Genomic DNA, 18,556 nt, shown 5'->3' with positions numbered 1-18,556 from the left:
TATAACTATAGGAGGTGAATGGCTAGTTAGGGTCCCCTCTTATCCCTAGTTTAAAGCCAATTCTTATGACCAATTGGAGTCCAAGTACATTCAAAGATTTTCACAATGCCGAGCATGATGCATGTGGAATCGTATCCGCCATCGAAAAGAAAAAAATCCCTACGAAAAAAAATATCGACGATTGCATAGACGCACTTGTTAAAATGAATCACCGTGCAGGTTTCATTAACGGTGAAGGTGATGGTGTAGGTATTCATATTGATATTCCACGTGACTTGTGGAAACAAAAGTTACAAGCAACAGACCAGGATCCGGCACTTGCTGATAGAGATGACTTCATTGTCGGTCATTTCTTCATTAATAATAATGTAGATGTGTCAGCTATAAAAAAAGAGATTACAGATCTATTGAAAAATGAATCTTTAAAACTAGTCTTTTCTTCCGACACAGTTACTTCATCTGAAGCGTTAGGCCCGATTGCTGTTATTCAGGATCCGGTTTTTTGGCAAATTGCTGCAGTTTCAGAAAAAAAGGCTTGCACACAAGAACAGCTTTTTCATTGTTCTATTGAGATTGAGAAAAATGACGACGTTCATGTTGCTTCCCTATCAAACTATCATGCTGTCTATAAAGTAATGGGTGCCGGGGATATTCTACCAAAGTACTTTCATGATTTGGCAAACCCACTCGTTGCATCCACAATGACTTTAGGACACAACCGTTACTCTACCAATACACTGTCTAACTTTTTTCGTGTGCAGCCATTTAGCGTGCTTGGTCATAACGGAGAGATTAATACGATTGCAAAGCTTCGTGATGAAGCAGCAATGCTGGACGTCCCGCTCACAAAGGGCGGAAGTGATTCACAGGATTTAAATAGAACAATTGAAACACTCATAGCGCGTGAAGGGTTTTCTCTATTTGAAGCGTTAGATATTGTTTTCCCTCCAATTGTGAACGAGATTAAAAGCTACCCATCCCATTTGCAAGATTTGTATGCGTATATCCGTGAGACATGGGGACATTTTGCCCAAGGTCCAGCAGGGATTATCTCTCGTTTTAAAGATGAAGCAGTATTTAGCTTAGATGCACTTGGTTTACGACCACTTTGGATGTTGGAAACTGAATCCTCGTATTATTTTTCATCTGAACCTGGAATAATTCCAACAAGTGAGTATATTGCAGAACCGAAACCATTTTCGCCTGGAGAAAAAGTAGGAATGAAGTGGAACGGAGAAGACATCCAGGTGTTTGATTATCATGCATACCAAGAGGAAGTTTACACTCGATTCAGCCAAAAATTTGCTACAGATTCTTTTGCTGAAAGATTAAACATCCCTAAGCTTGAATCATGCGTATCTGTTTCTCCACTCCCGGGAGTGCACAACGGACAATATGCTGCATTTGGCTGGGACCGTGAACATATCCAACTTGTCGAGCAAATGGCTGAAAAAGGTGCGGAGCCGATACGTTCTCTTGGTCACGACGTACCACTTGCTGCAATGAAGCCTGGTAGAAATAATATAGCAGACTTTATTAAAGAAAGTGTCGCTGTTGTCACGAATCCTGCCATCGATCGTGATCGTGAAACAGAGCATTTTTCTACTAGAACGGTATTAGGATCAAGGCCAGCTTTACGCAGTGTGGAAAAAGAATTAAATAATTACACATTAGAATTACTTTCTCCACTATTAATTGAAGGTCAGATTGGGGCAGACAGTGCAGAAGCATTAGTACAGCCTTCCTATGATCAAGTGGTAAATCAATTCCAAGAGAGAAATTTAACGTACTATATTAATGCCACGTGTTTAGAAGACGAAGATATTGCAGCAGCATTAGTAAGACTAAAGAATGAGGCAGTGGATGCGGTTAGGGATGGAAAATCTCTTCTAATCATTGATGATGCACAAGCACATAAAAATGGTAGGCTTTGGTTAGATCCACACCTTGTTACAGCAGTGATCAACGATGCCCTAGTCTCACAACAATATCGCCGTCAATGCGCCCTGTTGCTTCGCTCCGGAGCAATTCGTTCTTTGCATGACGTAATGTTAGCACTTGGGTTTGGAGCAAATGCGATCAGTCCTTATCTGTTGTTCGGTACGGTAAGTGACGAGACCACAAAGCCTGTCGAGAATCTGTTCCAAGCATTAACTAAAGGAATGGAAAAGGTCATTTCTACAATTGGAATACACGAACTTCGTGGTTATGGACGGTTATTTTCCGCAATCGGGTTGCATGTAGAAATCGAAAAATCATTGGGAATCGTCAACTTCTTAGGATCTGATCAATTAGGTTATAATTTTTCTACCCTAAAAACAGACGCCTTAGAACGCTCCAAAGATTACGAAGACGAAAAGGCTCGACCTGGAAAGTCGTTCCACCTCTTCCCTCGTATCTGGAAAGCGATCGGGGACGTGGCGAAGAACGGAACGTATGATGATTATCGCGCCAAACTGAATGAACAAGAAACAACGAACCCTATTACAATCAGGCACTTAACAGATTTAAAAACTTCCGATAAAAAAGTGCCGAAAGAAAAGGTCAATATTGGTGTAGGTGCACATAGCCTTCCATTTGTTATTGCTTCCATGTCCTTCGGTTCGCAAAATGAGACTGCATTTAGAGCGTACGCCGAGGCAGCAGATAAATTAAACATGATCAGTTTAAATGGTGAGGGCGGCGAAATTAAGGATATGCTAGGAAAGTATCCGAAAACACGTGGTCAGCAAGTGGCTTCAGGTCGCTTTGGTGTCAATGCGGAGTTGTTGAACTCTTCTAATCTATTGGAAATTAAAATTGGGCAAGGAGCTAAGCCTGGGGAAGGTGGGCACTTACCTGGTTCCAAGGTTACAGCAAAAATTGCCGAAGCAAGAAATGCAACAATTGGTTCTGACCTGATCTCTCCTTCTAACAATCATGATATCTACTCTATTGAAGATTTGGCACAAATGATTGCGGAATTGAAAACAGCAAATGACCAAGCAAAAGTAGCGGTCAAGGTCCCAGTTGTACCAAACATCGGAACCATTGCTGTTGGGATAGCCAAAGCAGGTGCTGACATCATTACCATTAGTGGATTTGACGGTGGCACTGGGGCAGCACGAATTCATGCCCTTCAATACGTAGGACTTCCTGTTGAAATAGGAGTAAAAGCTGCACATAATGCATTAATTGAGTCAGGCCTTAGAAACAAAGTGGAGATCTGGGCAGACGGAGGAATTAAGAGCGCTCTTGATGTAATGAAAGTGATGCTGCTTGGTGCAAACCGGATCGGCTTTGGTACACTATCCATGATTGCAATCGGCTGTACCACATGTCGCGGCTGTCATTTAGATACATGTCATGTTGGAATTGCCACGCAAATCGAATCAGAAGCACAAGCAAAGGATCATGGCTTACGTCGCTTTGTTCCTCGTCAATCAGACCTTGCTGTTCAAGGACTGGTTAATCTTTTTTCTGCCTTTGGGGAAGAGTTGAAGGAACTAACAGCTTCACTTGGATTTGATAATTTGCAGGATATCATCGGACGTTCTGATTTATTAGAACAAGTTCGCGGGAAAGAGTCCCTAGATTTATCCAACCTTCTGCATACCCTTGATGTGCCGCAAATGGCGCAAAAAGAAGTTGCAGCAAGCATGGAAAAAGAAAAGCTTTTAGTGGCAGCAGGAGCAGAATACCTTGACTACCAAGATGATCAGCTACATCAGTCTCGAAGCTTCGATGCCGTCACTGCTGAACAACGAGTTTTAGGAAGCCGTGTCTCCGGACATCGTGTTCGAGGAAGATTAGATGGCTCCTATCTACAACTACCAGATATTAATCTTAGCTATGGCAAAGGCTCAATCCCAGGTAACGGACTTGGGGCTTATAATACAAGCGGTATAAATATCACAGTTGAGGGTGGAGTACAGGACGGAATTGGGAAAACAGCGTTTGGCGGTAATATTTTTGTTTTTAAATATAAAGGCAAGAACGGCACACTGTACAACGGTTCAGTTGGAAAAGGATTCGGCTATGGTGCTCAAAAAGGTGCACTCGTAGTTCAAGGAAATGCCGATGCCCGTGCCGGAATACGTCTTTCCGGTGCTGATATGATTATCGGTGGGAAAGTTACCTCTCCTATTCCCGAAAAGGAACACGGGAACCTTGGGGTGAATGCCAATATTAAAGGCTTTGCTTTTGAATATATGACAAATGGACGCGGACTCGTTTTAGGTGATCCTGGGCCATGGATTTGTGCAGGAATGACGGGTGGTGCAGTTTACCTACGCCATCAACCTGAAATGGGGTTAACAAAAGATGCAATTCAACGTAGAATTGCAAAGGGTGCAAAAGTGACGATCGAAACATTGAATAAAGTAGGCCACAAAGATGTGGTCGAACTACTTTCAATTTATCACGAATCACTAATCAAACAAAAACAGTTTGAAGAAGCAAAAGAAATCAAGAAAATGCTAGAAAACCCTAGCAACTACTTTTTACAAGTTAATCCTGTTAAAGAACAGGCAGATCCAGCTGTTTCGACCGAATAATTTTTTGGATAACAAAGCCCGCATTATATAGGATGCGGGCTTTTTACATATTGCAGGAAGATTTTAAAGGGTGTATAGTACATGGGTGTTAAAAATCGCAATAAACTTCTGAGTAGGTAAAGTTTGAAAATACCATCAACAGGATATATTATTCAGAAGAAAAAGAAAGGAATTACTACCACATGAAACTTGGTGCCAGAATAGTCAAGACTGGAATAGCTATTACGCTAGCATTATTTGTAGCACAATGGCTCGATCTACCCAGCCCTATTTTTGCAGCGATTGCAGCAATCTTTGCTATCCAGCCATCTATCTATAAATCATATCAATCCATTATTGAACATGTTCAAGCAAACTTAATAGGTGCCTTTCTAGCCATCTTATTTTCATTAATTTTCGGAAATGATCCATTTATAATCGGGCTTACTGCTATCGTTGTTATTATGATTAATTTAAAGTTGAAAATTGAAAATACGATTCCTTTAGCACTCGTAACGGTTATCGCCATTATGGAGAGTCCAGGAGAAAACTTTCTCGAATTTTCTTTAATCCGTTTCTCCACCGTAATGCTTGGAATTCTTTGTTCCTTTCTCGTGAATCTTGTCTTTTTACCGCCGAAATATGAAACAAGACTTTACTATAAGGTGAAGGTGACGACAGAAGACATCCTTAAGTGGATACGCATAAATATGCGGCATGCCTCTGAACATCATTTGCTGAAAACAGACATTGAAACCTTGCAGCAACGACTACAAAAACAAGAACAGTTATTTGGTTTCTATAAGGAAGAAAGAACCTATTTTCCTACAAGGAAAAGTGCAAGCTCCAAGGCTCGGAAGCTTGTTATATTCCGTCAGTTAATCTTAACGAGCAACCGTGCCTTTCAAACCCTGAAGGCGCTACACCGATTGGAAAATGAACTTCATCATATGCCAAGCGAATATCAACACTATGTAAAAGCAGAGCTGGACCATTTAGTTAACTTACATGAAGAGATTCTACTAAAGTTCGTTGGTAAAATAAAGCAGAACAACCATTCCGAACTGTATAGTGAAGACCAGTTTAACAAGCAGCATTTTATCGATGAATTTATGATCCAAAAAGACGGTATGCAGGAAACAGAGGCCACTGCCGACTTCTGGTATCACCTCTTCCCACTCGTATCCCGGATAATTGATTATAATGACCATCTTCTTCACTTAAATAAACTGATTGATAGCTTTCAAAATTACCATAAGGTTGACAATGAATTTGAAATAAATCAGCGTGAAGAAGAATAATTATTGATTGCACTCCCTAGGAAGATTGGGGAGTGTTTTTTTCTCCCTATAATTAAAAATGGTCTATAGCATCAAAGCTATAGACCGAAAACTTATACAATCTCTTGTATTGTAAACAAATTATAATAGTTGCCTTTCTTTTTCATCAGCTCTTCGTGGCTTCCCAATTCGACAATTTCTCCATGCTCAATTAGGACAATTCTGCTGGCATGGGTAATCGTTGATAAACGGTGTGCCACAACAAACGTAGTTCGATTGGCTGCTAGGCGTTCTAGAGATTCTTGGATTAGATGCTCACTTTCTAAATCCAATGCTGAGGTGGCTTCATCCATCACTAAAATCGGTGGGTTTTTCAGGAATACCCGCGCGATGGCGACACGTTGCTTTTGACCTCCTGAAAGCTTCACTCCACGCTCGCCTACCTTCGTATCATAGCCTTCTGGAAGATTAGAAATAAATTCATGTGCATTGGCTGCTTTTGCCGCTTCCATAACCTCTTCCAAAGTGGCATCAGGCTTACCAAGTGCAATGTTTTCGCGTACAGAGTCACTAAATAGTATATTATCCTGAAGGACAATTCCTATTTGTTTACGAAGAGACTGGACCGTGACATCACGTATGTCAATTCCATCTAGCTTAATGCTCCCACTTGTCACATCAAAGAACCTTGGAAGCAAGCTGACTAAGGTAGATTTTCCTCCCCCACTCATTCCTACGAGGGCTATGGTTTCTCCTTGTTCTACCTGAAGCGATATATTTTTCAACACATATGGTTCTTTTTCTTCATATTTAAATGAGACATTCTCAAAATGAACATCTCCTTTTGCCGTCTTGCTTTCTTTCGCATCAGGCTTATCCATGATATCGTATTTTTCATCTGCAAATTCAAAAACACGGTCCATGGATGCGAGCGACTGCGTCAAGGTTGTGGAGGAATTAATCAAACGTCGTAATGGATTATACAGTCTGTCAATGTAGGCGATAAACATTACCATTTCCCCAACTGTTAGATCCTGATTAATTACTTGATAGCCCGCATAACCGATAACAAGAAGCGGTGCGATATCTGTTATGGTATTTACTACTGCAAAGGTCTTTGCATTCCAGCTTGTATGTACCAAAGCTTTTGTTAAGAAGTTCTTATTTTGCTTCTGAAACTGCTCTTGCTCATAATCCTCTATCGCCATACTTTGAATAACAGGCATACCCTGCACCCGTTCATGCAAATGTCCTTGAACCTCAGCTAAAGCTTGGGATCGAACGCGTGTTAAATGGCGCAGACGACTATAAAAATATTTAATAGAAAACCCATATAGCGGGAAAAGCATAATTGAAACCAGCGTTAGCGTAAAATCCACCTGGAACATAATGATGATAACAACCAAGATAGTGGCTAAGTCTAACCAAAAGTTCATCAGTCCAGTAATTACAAAGTTTTTTGTCTGCTCCACATCGTGAATCACTCTTGATATTATTTCACCAGCACGATTATTGGAATAATAGCGCAAGCTTAATCGCTGAATATGATCAAAAAGATTGTCACGTAGATCATACAAAATCTTACTCCCTGTCCACTGCGCAAAATATTGCCGATAATACTCAATAGGCGGTCGAAACACCAAAAACACAGCAAAAATTGCTCCCATAATCATCAGCAACTCATTAGTCTTATCTTCTGTTGACCTGCCGTCCACTAATAAAATATCATCCACAATATACTTCAACAATAAAGGTATCAATAATGGCAATCCGAACTTTAACATCCCAATTAATATGGTACCTACAATCTGCCACCGATAAGGTTTAACAAACTTCATATACCGTTTAACACTACTCAAAAATATCCCCCCTTTCAAGAAATGCGCAAGCGGCTCGTTCAGCTCCGACAAGCATAAGGCAGTTCCCATAAGAGTTCGCTCTTTGACCTCTGGAGGGAAATGACTTATGACTCGAGGAGCTAGCCGCTGAAAGTCGAACCTTTTATATAATACCTCTAGTTTTTTCTTTTTTAACGGAAACATGTAAATTACCTTCAAAACAGAAAAAAGGCCTGGTATGTTTTGTACCAGTCGCCTTTTTTATACGCCTTGTTTATTATCCACGGTACGTTAAATAACGCTCGTACCATAAATCGATAAAGTCTGGTGCAAAAGGACCTTTTCTTTGTCGTATCCACGAAATTAATGTGTCCACATTGCTGTGAAGTATTTTATCAATTACATCAGGGTAATTCATTTCATTTCGGTGCTTCTCGTATTCATCTTCATCTAATAAAATAAAAGTCATGTCCGGAAACACTTTTATGTCTAAATCATAGTCAATATATTTAACCGCCTCATCATCCGCAATAAACGGGGAGCTAATATTGCAATAATAATAAACTCCATCTTCCCTGATCATGCCAATGATGTTAAACCAATGTCTGGAATGGAAATAACAAATTGCAGGCTCCCTTGTAACCCAAGTTCTACCGTCCGATTCGGTTACAATTGTTTTATCGTTTCCACCGATCACAAGGTTTTGCGTCCCTTTTAACACAGTAGTTTCATCCCAAACTCTATGGATTAGACCATTGTGCTTATAACTATGTATTTGTATTGATTCTCCTTCTCTGGGACAACCCATCCTTCTCCCCTTCTTTCATTTTTGCCGCCTTCTCTTCTTTTAAAGCAACCTTTTCTATTATTATAACGGTAACTGATGGATTTTAAAACAAAAGAGCCATCATTCCTTTTAAGAAATAGGCTCTTTTTGAATCGTATAGGTAGTTTTAGTCCTTTTTTCCTCATTTAGCAATTATTTAAAGGTCGGTTGAGAATTCCAATAACGCCTTTAATGAAGGCCTGAATTATAAAGATTCTTCGAGATGATAAGACCTTATGGCTTCCTCTGTTTGAGTTTCAAATATCCTTTGAACCTCTTTTAGATCTTTTTTCATTTGCACAATATCCCGCTTAAGCTTATGAATTTTATCTGCCTCAATTTGTAACTGAAATAGCTGTTGCTCTACCTGTTGACACCGTTCTATCTCAGACTGCAAAAATAAAAGCTTATCCATCGTCTTAAGCTGCTCCGCCACCGCAAAATCAAACTTATCCATTTATCTGCCTCCCGTGCAAATTCTTCTCTTCTCTAAGTTCTCCCCCCTCGCTTCAAAACCTTTGACAACATCTGTAGACACATTAGAAGTTTTGTCGAGGAAAAAAATTTGATTTTGGGGTCTGGCCCCGGCAGGAATTTCCCACTTTTCGGAGAAGGGGGTCAAATTGTAGGTTTGTCGAAAAATATTGGGGAAATAGGGGCCAGACCCCAGCAGGAGTTCGAGGACAAGCAACGAACAAAGGCACTCCGTATCGATAGGATAAGGAGTGCCTCGCTTTAGTGCTTATTAAGAGTTTTGTTGACCTTTTTTAGCTTGAGATTGTGCATTTTGTTGTCTTACTTGTTGAGCGTTAGTTTCGCTAGCGAACTCAGTACCATATTGTTGACCTTGGCCTTGTTGGCTTTGAGCGTTTTGTTGTTTAACGTGTTGAACGCTTGTACCTGATGCAGTTTTACCTGCTTGGTTTTGTTGGTTGTTTGCCATTGTTTATCACCTCCACGAAATTTAAGATAACCAAGTGGAGAGGAAACTATGACAAAATAAAATAAAATTCTTTTTGTATATTTTCATGAATACCTTAAACACCTAGTGCAATCAGCATATACCATTCTTTTTCATCCGGGTTATTTCTTAAACAAGTAACGACCTTCCACCATCAACAATAATTGTTTGGCCTCTGATCATACTTGCTTCTTCAGACAAGAGGAACATAACCGCATTAACGAGATCTTCTGGCTCAACCATTCTTCCAGCTGGAGTTTTTTGCTTGGCATCTTCCAAAAGCTCCTCCCGATTAGGAAAATGCTTTAATGCGTCTGTATCTACCGCGCCTCCAGAAACAGCATTTACAACAATATTCATTTCTGCAAGCTCAACTGCCAAATAGCGTGTTAATGCTTCAATAGCTGCTTTAGAAACTCCTACCGTAGTATAGTTTTTTAAATAGCGAATGGAACCAAGTGAACTAATGCTGACAATTTTACCGCCGCCTACCGCTTTCATTCGTTTGGCGGCTTCCTGTGCTAAGAACAACAGGGCCTTTGAGTTAATATTCATCGTCCAATCCCAGTGTGATTCTTCTAGCTCCATCACATGACGAAGTACTCCTGAAGCTGCATTGCTGACAAGTAAATCCAAGCGGCCAAATTCTTCATCTATTTTAACAAACATTTCTTTGATTTTCTCAGGTTGACCTACATTAGCTTTTATGGGTAGAGCCCGTACACCTAACTGCTCAATCTCCGCAACGGTTTCAAGAGCCGCGGTTTTACTACGATTATAATTGATTATAATGTCATAGCCCTGCATTGCCAGCTGAATTGCTATTTTCTTCCCAATCCCTCTACTACTTCCGGTTACTAAAGCCACTTTATTGGTTGTCATATAGAGCACTCCTTTATATATGTAAAACTTATTTATTTTCTTTCAGTATAGTCTTATTTGTTTCATCTAACAATATTGAGGTAACTTAATGAGTAATAGACATCTTAGAAAATCGAAAAAGAATTCTCAACCAATAGAACATTGTTTTTAAACTCTTATTAAAAGGCTCTGTTAAAGTTAAGTGTTGATAATAACGCTATTCTAGCGATGATTGGAGTAAAAGGCGGAGACTCCACGTCCGGATAGCGGTAGACTGGAGACCCCGCAGGCTTGCCGAGGAGGCTCCAGCACCGCCCCGTGGACGCGTAGCCTTTTGCGGAAATCAACAGCGGCGTTTAACAGCCTATCAAAAAGGAGGTCCACTAAATGTATGTCGGCAGGGATATGACGGAACTTTCCATGATCTCGAAAAAAGATTGGCAGGACAGTGAGCTTGCCTATTTTCACCATTCGTTACAGCAAATGGTGCCCTATTTAAACGTGGAAGGGCAAAGCATTCATCGAGAAATAGTTGAAGAGATAGAGAATCGCGGCGGATTACATCGTGAGGAAGCAGATTATACTCATGGAACAAGAGTAAGCTACGATTAATACCTATCCACATTAAAAGGATCCACCAGACGGTAGATCCTTTCATTTTTTTTCTAATCAGATAGACGGTGATTATTTAATAAACGCCTTCCAAATATTCTGATGAGAAACTGGAAAAGCATATTCTTTTAAGGATTCTTTTGGAACTAGCATCAAATCTGAACGCTGAAATGATTGTTTCTGGAATCTTCCTACATAAACATTAATATCCCATACAAGGTGAGAAAAAACGTGGCGAATGTCACATAGAAAATCGCCTAGTTCAACTTCAAGCTCATATTCCGTTTTCATGAAAGTTTGTAATTGTTGCTTGGCAGTACCTAACTCGTCTAGTTTAGGAAAGTTGGGGAATTCCCATAAATTCGCTAGTAGTCCTTCTGATGGTCTTCTACGAATAAGAATATTTTCTTCTTCATCCATTAGGATACCTGCCACCAACGCTACTTGTTTGGAGGCTTTCTTTTTTGACTTTATTGGAAGTTCTCTTTGCACTCCTTCATGAAATGCTCGACAATGCTCTTGAACCGGGCATAACATACAGGATGGGGAGGTTGGCGTACAAACAATTGCCCCAAGCTCCATCAAGCCTTGGTTGAAAAAGGAAGGATTATCCTTGGAAATCAAGTCGCGAATAACAGTTTCAAAAATCTTTCTTGTTTTTGCCTTAGCAATATCTTCTCTGATTAGTAATACTCTCGAAAGAACTCGCATAACATTTCCATCGACAGCAGGTTCCGGAACACCATATGCAATACTTAAAATTGCTCCTGTCGTATAGGGGCCAACACCCTTTAAAGTAGAAATTTCTTGGGCATTATTTGGTACAATTCCGCCATACCGCTCATGCACTTCGCGAACGGCACTTTGCAGATTCCTGGCACGAGAATAATACCCCAGCCCTTCCCATGCCTTTAGCACCTTGTCCTCTTTTGCATATGCCAGGCTTTCTATGTTTGGGAATTGCTCAATAAAGGAATTAAAATAAGGAATGACTGTATCAACCTTTGTTTGTTGTAGCATAATTTCAGAAACCCATACTTTATAAGGGTCCTGATCTTGCCTCCAAGGTAAATCTCTTTGCTCTTGGATAAACCAATTAATCAAATCGTCAGAAAAACTATCTATGTGAAAATCCTGAAGCAACTCATGTTGTGAATGATTTTTATTCAAAATAAAATAAACCTCCGAAAACTAGCTTGTGATTTTTAAACCTAGAAATTGGATGGAGCCTGCCTCCATATCAATGAGCTGAGAAAGCTCATGAAATACAATGTTGCGTGGGGTACACCTTAGTTCTTTCATAGCAAAATAATGGGACTCTGTTGGTAAAATAAATGATTCCCTATAAAATGTGATGCCATGTTGATTCGATGATTTCGTCCACTGAATGTTTTCAGCACCCATCCTTTTCATCATATCATGGACACTACTCATCGTATCCTCATATTTTTGAATCACCGCATTTTTTATAGGATACTCAATAAAAATACGCAACTGCACAGATACCATGTTTGAAAACACCCCTTTTGTATAAGAATAATTAGAAAAGCGGAAGGCGCCCGCTTTGCGACGTACAAACTGGACCAAACCGTATGAGATAAAGAAAACACGAAGAGCGCTAGCGATTCGATGTTGCCTTATCGTAAGGAGGTTTGGGAAGTTTGGTAGTCGCAGGCGCATGGAGCTAGACAAAGAAAAGCGCAAGCGGCTCGTTCAGCTCCGACAAGCATAAGGCAGTTCACGCAAGAGGTCGCTCTTTGACCTCTGGTGGAAGCGGACCTTTGATTCGAGGCGTTAGCCTTATTGCTAGAAGCACTCAGTAGAGATTTAAATTGACAAAAAGCAAAAAGGAGGCCGACCATTGGATACTGGAACACATGTGGTAATGGGTCTAGCTATCGGATCCATGGCGACCATTGATCCTTATATTGCTAGCAACCCTCATACTGCTACAGCCATTATGGTTGGAGCATTGATTGGTTCTCAGGCTCCCGACCTTGATACCATTTTAAAATTGAAAAATAATGCGAAATATATTAGAAATCACCGAGGAATTACCCATAGCATTCCTGCAGTTTGTTTATGGCCTCTTGGAATTGTAGCGGCAATTTATGCTTTCATACCTGATGCCAATTTACTCTACCTATGGATTTGGACATTTTTATCCGTAATCCTTCATGTTTTTGTCGACATTTTCAACGCTTATGGGACACAAGCTCTGCGTCCTTTTACAAGAAAATGGGTGGCACTTGGTATTATTAATACGTTTGATCCAATTATTTTCGGATTGCATATTGTCGGATTCATCCTTTGGGGACTTGGACTACACCCTGGATACACCTTTTTAGCGATTTACGGGGTTCTAATCGGATATTATATACTAAGGTACAGAATGCAACAAAAAGTGATACAACAGGTGAGAGAAGTGATTCCAAACGTTACCAATACTATCATTTCGCCAACTATATACTTTAATCAGTGGCATCTGGCTATTACTGCAGAAGAGAGCTTTTATGTTGCCAGGTCCGTTAAAAATCATATTATCATTCATGATACCTTTGAAAAAGTACCTTTACCGGAAACAGCTGTCATTGAAGCAGCCAAATTTGATGAAAATGTCTCTGCATTCTTATCCTTTTCTCCAGTGTACAGATGGGAAATGGAGGAATACAATGACCATTATGAAGTGAGGTTTATTGACCTCCGCTATCGAAGCAAAGATTATTACCCTTTTGTCGCAGTTGTTCAATTGGACTTAAATCTTCATATATTAAGTTCTTACACAGGCTGGATATTCAGTGAGGAAAAACTGCAGCAGAAGTTAGATATTATTCCGAATTAAAGGAAAAACCCGATCTTCCAAATATAAGGAGGTCGGGTTTTAGTTATGGTATTAATTGTTGTGCTCTTATCTTGTGAGATTTTGAAAAAAGACTTTTTAATTTAACAAGGTATCATCGTTTGCTAATAAATGTTTATATTTAGGATTGTTGGCTAGGAACTGGTGAAGCGTTGCACCATGGCGGTCAATAAGGTCTGAGACCATCCGCTCGGTCAATTCTTTCCCTTTATATGAATATCCTGCCTTTGCATAGGTTGCCTCAAAATCTTCCCACAATAGCTCTACCCACGTTCTTGCTTTTTCATAGGATAACGAAGAGTTTTTTTCTAAAAGTTGATCTGTTAAACGCTCAAAATATTCATCCATTTACTTCACCTCATATGGTTTCATTTCACTATTCGTATCATCACATAATCTGCACCAAATAATCCAATATTAATGATAAGTACACGGTTAGGTTCGAACGATCATTAAGTGCTTCCGTTCCGTCCACTAACCTGTACATGCTTAGGAGGCGATATTTTTGAGAAACAAGGCTAAAGGTTTTCCATACCCGAATGACCAGAAGGCAGAAGGGGAAGCGCGAGCAAAGTCCGAATTTGCATCAAAACGTGCAGACGGAACAATCAATACTCACCCCCAAGAACGGATGCGTGCTTCAGGTAAAAGGGAAGACAATACCTTTTAAGTTTGTTCTAATTTAAAATAACTGGTACCACTTGCTGTTCAGTGAGGCGATAGGCGAAGACTCCCGCCGCAAGCGATCACCTAAATTATAAGCAACAAAAAGCAACAACTAACCCTAAAGTAAGCAAAGAGGGGATGTTCCTCTTTGCTATTCTTTTATCATAAGCATCGAGATTGGCAAGGCTTCTTCCTCTTTACCGGAATTCTCCCCGTTCACCCTGTTCCCCCATGCAAAAATTCCGTTCATGTAATCTATTTTAAAATAAACACCAGGATCTCCTTCAATTTCATACGTTTCGCCTGGCTTATATTCAGCAGGATTTAGCATATAGGATTTTGCCATCGTGATCTTTCTCTCGAGAACGGCATATTCGTTTACAATTCCAAGCTGTTCGGCTTTTCTTGCTTTTTCCTTTAATGTAGCTACTTCTTGGTGAAGCTCCTGTGTTGTCATCTGACTGTATCTTTTTTCCACTTGTCTTCCCCCTACTAACTCTTAATAGATAAAGGATAGCACGGTTTTAAAGAAAAACAAATGTTAAAAAAGGCTCTTTGAAAAGATTGATGCTGCAATTGGCAATTGAATTTTTTTCCTTCTATACTCATTTCTAAAATTCACAGAAAAAGAGCACGACAGCAACGATTATATCTGGTTTATCAACTTACTCAATGCGGAAGCACCCTAAAAAAACAACCACAGTACACTCATACCAACAATCCCTGCCATCAATGCGTAAAAGAGCATTGGTATAACGGTGTAACAAATAATGGTCCCTTCTTTACCTAGCAGTCCTACTACCGAAGCTGCAGCAACAACATTGAGAACGCAAATCATGTTACCTGCGTTTGCTCCTAGAACCTGAAGGGCAACAACCGTACTTGGATCAAAACCTAATTGATCCGCGATGGAAAATTGGAATAAGGTGAACATCATATTACTAAAAGTCGCACTTCCTGAAATAAAGGAACCTAGACTGCCTATTAACGGGGCAACAAGTGGCCATGCAGTCCCAAACAACCCGCTTGAGATGTCAGCAAGTTCAAGTGGCATACTCAATAATCCAGCATTGTTGGTTGTAGAGTTTATAAAAATTCTAACCATCGGGACAGCAGCAGACAAGGCAATGACACTTCCACCCATTGTCATAATAGAGGAAGTCCATACTTGCTTTACCTGTGTTTTAGTCATCTTGTGAATAAAATGTGTACATAGAACAATGATGATAAAAACAGTACCTGGTAGATAGAGAGGTTCAATCATTACACCTATATCCGTACCAACAATACCTTCCCATCTAAACTGTACAGCTTTAAGCCACCCTTTAAACGGTAGAAAATCTAATCGTGTAATAACTAGCAAGAGGGCAACAAGGATATAGGGAACCCAGGCTTTTTTCAATGTCATGGAAGGTACTAGTTCTTGTTTTTCCTTTGAAGATGCGAGCAGATCACCAAGCGTCCAATCTTCTTTTGGAAGGAGCCATTTTCTTTTAGCTGCAGGTATCACAACCGCTAAGCCTAAAAGTCCGCCAATCATGGAAGGAAATTCAGGGCCTAAAAGATTTGCCACTAGAAAGGCGGAAAAAGTAAAAGCAAACCCTGCCAGCAGCGCGAATTTCCAAATTGCAAATCCATCTTTCCATGATTTTTTCGGACTAAAAAATCTTGTTAACATAACAACTAAAATAAGTGGGATAAATGTCCCAATAGCGAATTCTATTAATGATATTTTAACTGCTACTTGTTGTAAAAAGACTGTCAAATCTTGATGACCAAGAACAAAGGTTACCTCCTGTGCAACGGCTTCCCCTTGCCGTAATCCTTGGTCCACTCCGACAATAATCGGGGTCCCTACTGCTCCGTAAGAAACTGGAGAGCTTGCAGCAACAAGCATTAGCACAACAGCCGCAAGCGGTGGAAATCCTAACGCGACTAATATAGGGGCACCAATTGCTGCGGAAGTTCCAAAGCCGGCAGCTCCCTCGATAAAGGCACCAAATAACCATGCAACAATAATAAGCTGAACCCGCATATCCTTTGTAATAACGGTAAATCCTGACCTTATAGCCTCTAGCGCACCGCTTTTACTTAAAGTGTTCAATAGCAAAATTGCACCAAAGATAATCCAAAGAATGGAGAAAGCAATAACAATCCCCTCTATTAGAGAGGCAGCGATAATAATTCCCGGTACCTTCCAACTCGTGAAGGCCAAGATCGCAGTTATCCCTAAACTAATTGGCATCGCAACCGTTGCTGGAAGTCGCAGTATGACTAAAAATAGAAAAACCGTTAAAATGGGGGTTAAGGCAGTTATAATTTGAAGAGTTGTCATTTGGTATTCACCTTTTCTTTTGGCTCTGTTAAAGTTGTTTGTTGATAATAAGGCTATTCTAGCGATGATTGGAGCAAAAGGCGGAGACTCCAACGGGAAGATAGCGGTAGTTGGAGACCCCGCAGGCGCAGCCGAGGAGGCTCCAGCACCGCCCCGTAGAACGCGTAGCCTTTTGTGGAAATCAACATCGATGTTTAACACAGCCTTTCTTTATTTGTTACCTTAAGTATAATACAAAGTATGCTCAATATTTCACAATCTTTGTGTCAAACCTATGAATAGAAAATCGTAACAGGAGCGTGATGAAATGAAGACCATCTTAATTACTGGTGCTGGATCAGGACTTGGAAAAGAACTCGCTTTAGCTTATGCAGAAAAAGGGCATTCCATTATCCTAACAGGCAGACGAGTCGAGCCCCTTCAAGAAGCTCAAACTCTTATAAAAGAAGGTAACAGTCATGCACATGTGTTCCCTCTTGATCTAGCGGACGCTGGCAGTGTAGAAAAAACGGTGACCGCTATCACAAAAGAACATAAGGTAGACTTTTTAATTAATAATGCAGGTGCAGGCTGTTTTGGGCCTTTAACGGATTTATCTTTAGAGGAAATTAATCAGGCTATTCAAACCAATGTTCTTGGTACAATCTATCTGACAAAAGCAATCCTTCCACATCTTCTTTTGCAGCAGCAGCCTAAGATCATGAACATTATCTCGACTGCCGGACAAAAGGGAAAAGTGAATGAAAGTGTGTATGTTGCGAGTAAATTTGCTGTGCGCGGTTTTACAGAAAGTCTTCAAAAAGAATTAGAAGGGAAAGTGACGGTGACCGCCACCTATATGGGTGGTATGGATACTCCTTTTTGGAATGAGACCGACCATATTAAAGACAAGTCCAGACTAAAATCACCAAAAGAGGTAGCCGAAAAGATTATTAGTCAAGACTCACAACAAGAAATTATAGTTTAGAGGGTGTCATTCTCCTCTAGCCATTTATCAATCATGTCCATAGAAAAGCCCTTGCGATAGAGGGCTCCTTTCATTTTGGACGTATATTCATACCCCTTTAAGGATGAATATTTCCTATGATACTTTTCCGCCTGTTTTACTACAGCGTCCCATTCTTCTGAGGAATCCTCTTCCAGATCCGCTTCAATCATTGCCTCTTTTATAACCGGAAATGGATAGCCCTTTCTTTTTAGCGACTGCTCTACCTTTTGTTTCATAATCTTGAAGGCATCTTTTTTATATTTAGGATGGTATTTATGAACTAGCTTAATTGCATGCTCGAGCTCGATGTCTTCTTTGTATTCAAGAAGGGCATCCTCAATTGTATTTCTGTCTATCCCTTTTTCTAAAAGCTCCTGTTGAATAACCTCTCTACCTTTCAGAGTCGTCTGCACTTGGGTTCGAACATAGGCGATTGCAAATTCTTTGTCATTTAAATAACTCTGATCTTTTAGCTTGATGATAATCTCTTTAATAATATAAGGTTCAATTTCTTTTTCCTTCAAATATTGCTCAATTTCTTTTTCCGTTCTCATTCGAAAGGACAAATAATGAACAGCGGAGAGATAGGCTCTATTAATTTGGTCACTATACAGGATTTCTTCAATATCAAGCTCATCAAGTTCTTTCCCTTTTACAAACTGATATTTAAGAAGCGTGGATTCATAGACCGCAAACGCATATTCATCGTCTAAAAATATATTAAAACGTTCCTTATTTTTTTTCTGAACTGTTATTTTTGTAATTTTACGCACGTTTTTCACCTCTAATAGAATTTACAAGCACATTCGCATGTA

Annotated in this window: 17 protein-coding genes; 6 read left to right on the top strand and 11 right to left on the bottom strand. The window is 40.0% G+C overall.

Going from position 1 to position 18,556, the window contains the following annotated elements; translation table 11 throughout:
• Positions 1-65 precede the first annotated feature (65 nt).
• Positions 66-4,535 (top strand): glutamate synthase-related protein, encoded by a 4,470-nt coding sequence (locus tag K9B36_RS16195; protein ID WP_223703458.1) that lies wholly within the window; start codon positions 66-68, stop codon positions 4,533-4,535.
• 182 nt (positions 4,536-4,717) lie between these two features.
• The gene (locus tag K9B36_RS16190) at positions 4,718-5,815 is read left to right on the top strand and encodes an aromatic acid exporter family protein (RefSeq protein WP_223703457.1); all 1,098 of its coding nucleotides are present in this window, start codon (positions 4,718-4,720) and stop codon (positions 5,813-5,815) included.
• A 92-nt stretch (positions 5,816-5,907) separates the two neighbouring features.
• On the opposite strand, the gene K9B36_RS16185 is transcribed toward K9B36_RS16190, so the two are convergent.
• The 5 genes from K9B36_RS16185 to fabL all read right to left on the bottom strand — a co-directional run bounded on the left by K9B36_RS16185 (position 5,908) and on the right by fabL (position 10,301).
• Positions 5,908-7,653: an ABC transporter ATP-binding protein gene (locus tag K9B36_RS16185; RefSeq protein ID WP_317889887.1), complete on the bottom strand. Its 1,746-nt coding sequence runs from the start codon at positions 7,651-7,653 to the stop codon at positions 5,908-5,910.
• A gap of 256 nt (positions 7,654-7,909) precedes the next feature.
• Positions 7,910-8,440 (bottom strand): nucleoside tri-diphosphate phosphatase, encoded by a 531-nt coding sequence (gene ntdP, locus K9B36_RS16180; protein ID WP_223703456.1) that lies wholly within the window; start codon positions 8,438-8,440, stop codon positions 7,910-7,912.
• 223 nt (positions 8,441-8,663) lie between these two features.
• Entirely contained in the window at positions 8,664-8,915 is a 252-nt protein-coding gene (locus K9B36_RS16175) for a YgaB family protein (RefSeq protein WP_223703455.1), read from the bottom strand.
• Positions 8,916-9,203: 288 nt separating this feature from the next.
• A complete protein-coding gene (locus K9B36_RS16170) occupies positions 9,204-9,401 on the bottom strand; it encodes a gamma-type small acid-soluble spore protein (protein WP_223703454.1) in 198 nt (65 codons plus the stop codon).
• 147 nt (positions 9,402-9,548) lie between these two features.
• Positions 9,549-10,301, bottom strand: coding sequence for an enoyl-[acyl-carrier-protein] reductase FabL (gene fabL / locus K9B36_RS16165; RefSeq protein ID WP_223703453.1), 753 nt, complete (start codon positions 10,299-10,301; stop codon positions 9,549-9,551).
• 366 nt (positions 10,302-10,667) lie between these two features.
• Here fabL and K9B36_RS16160 point away from each other — a divergent pair, with 366 nt between their 5' ends.
• On the top strand, positions 10,668-10,892 hold the full coding sequence (locus K9B36_RS16160) for a hypothetical protein (RefSeq protein WP_223703452.1): 225 nt from the start codon (positions 10,668-10,670) through the stop codon (positions 10,890-10,892).
• A 72-nt stretch (positions 10,893-10,964) separates the two neighbouring features.
• Here the strand turns inward: K9B36_RS16160 and mutY are convergent, their stop codons facing one another.
• Together mutY and K9B36_RS16150 are read right to left on the bottom strand one after the other, a co-directional pair.
• On the bottom strand, positions 10,965-12,062 hold the full coding sequence (mutY, locus tag K9B36_RS16155) for an A/G-specific adenine glycosylase (protein WP_399202096.1): 1,098 nt from the start codon (positions 12,060-12,062) through the stop codon (positions 10,965-10,967).
• A 21-nt stretch (positions 12,063-12,083) separates the two neighbouring features.
• Positions 12,084-12,401, bottom strand: coding sequence for a hypothetical protein (locus K9B36_RS16150; RefSeq protein ID WP_223703451.1), 318 nt, complete (start codon positions 12,399-12,401; stop codon positions 12,084-12,086).
• A 352-nt stretch (positions 12,402-12,753) separates the two neighbouring features.
• Here K9B36_RS16150 and K9B36_RS16145 point away from each other — a divergent pair, with 352 nt between their 5' ends.
• The gene (locus K9B36_RS16145) at positions 12,754-13,734 is read left to right on the top strand and encodes a metal-dependent hydrolase (protein WP_223703450.1); all 981 of its coding nucleotides are present in this window, start codon (positions 12,754-12,756) and stop codon (positions 13,732-13,734) included.
• A gap of 96 nt (positions 13,735-13,830) precedes the next feature.
• On the opposite strand, the gene K9B36_RS16140 is transcribed toward K9B36_RS16145, so the two are convergent.
• Entirely contained in the window at positions 13,831-14,100 is a 270-nt protein-coding gene (locus K9B36_RS16140) for a YfhJ family protein (RefSeq protein WP_223703449.1), read from the bottom strand.
• A 157-nt stretch (positions 14,101-14,257) separates the two neighbouring features.
• On the opposite strand from K9B36_RS16140, the gene K9B36_RS16135 reads away from it, so the two are divergent.
• Positions 14,258-14,422 carry a small, acid-soluble spore protein K gene (locus K9B36_RS16135; protein WP_223703448.1) on the top strand — a complete coding sequence of 55 codons (165 nt, stop codon included), beginning with the start codon at positions 14,258-14,260 and terminating at the stop codon, positions 14,420-14,422.
• A 147-nt stretch (positions 14,423-14,569) separates the two neighbouring features.
• Here the strand turns inward: K9B36_RS16135 and K9B36_RS16130 are convergent, their stop codons facing one another.
• Together K9B36_RS16130 and K9B36_RS16125 are read right to left on the bottom strand one after the other, a co-directional pair.
• On the bottom strand, positions 14,570-14,896 hold the full coding sequence (locus K9B36_RS16130; RefSeq protein WP_223703447.1) for a YfhH family protein: 327 nt from the start codon (positions 14,894-14,896) through the stop codon (positions 14,570-14,572).
• A gap of 207 nt (positions 14,897-15,103) precedes the next feature.
• A complete protein-coding gene (locus K9B36_RS16125; protein WP_223703445.1) occupies positions 15,104-16,753 on the bottom strand; it encodes an L-lactate permease in 1,650 nt (549 codons plus the stop codon).
• A gap of 307 nt (positions 16,754-17,060) precedes the next feature.
• On the opposite strand from K9B36_RS16125, the gene K9B36_RS16120 reads away from it, so the two are divergent.
• On the top strand, positions 17,061-17,720 hold the full coding sequence (locus K9B36_RS16120) for an SDR family NAD(P)-dependent oxidoreductase (RefSeq protein WP_223703443.1): 660 nt from the start codon (positions 17,061-17,063) through the stop codon (positions 17,718-17,720).
• On the opposite strand, the gene recX is transcribed toward K9B36_RS16120, so the two are convergent.
• The gene (recX, locus tag K9B36_RS16115) at positions 17,717-18,514 is read right to left on the bottom strand and encodes a recombination regulator RecX (RefSeq protein WP_223703441.1); all 798 of its coding nucleotides are present in this window, start codon (positions 18,512-18,514) and stop codon (positions 17,717-17,719) included. The genes K9B36_RS16120 and recX overlap by 4 nt on opposite strands.
• Positions 18,515-18,556 lie beyond the last annotated feature (42 nt).

It is taken from the genome of Sutcliffiella deserti (genome assembly GCF_020037475.1).
Taxonomy (GTDB): domain Bacteria; phylum Bacillota; class Bacilli; order Bacillales; family Bacillaceae_I; genus Sutcliffiella_A; species Sutcliffiella_A deserti.
This window is presented reverse-complemented; position numbering and strand designations above follow the sequence as displayed.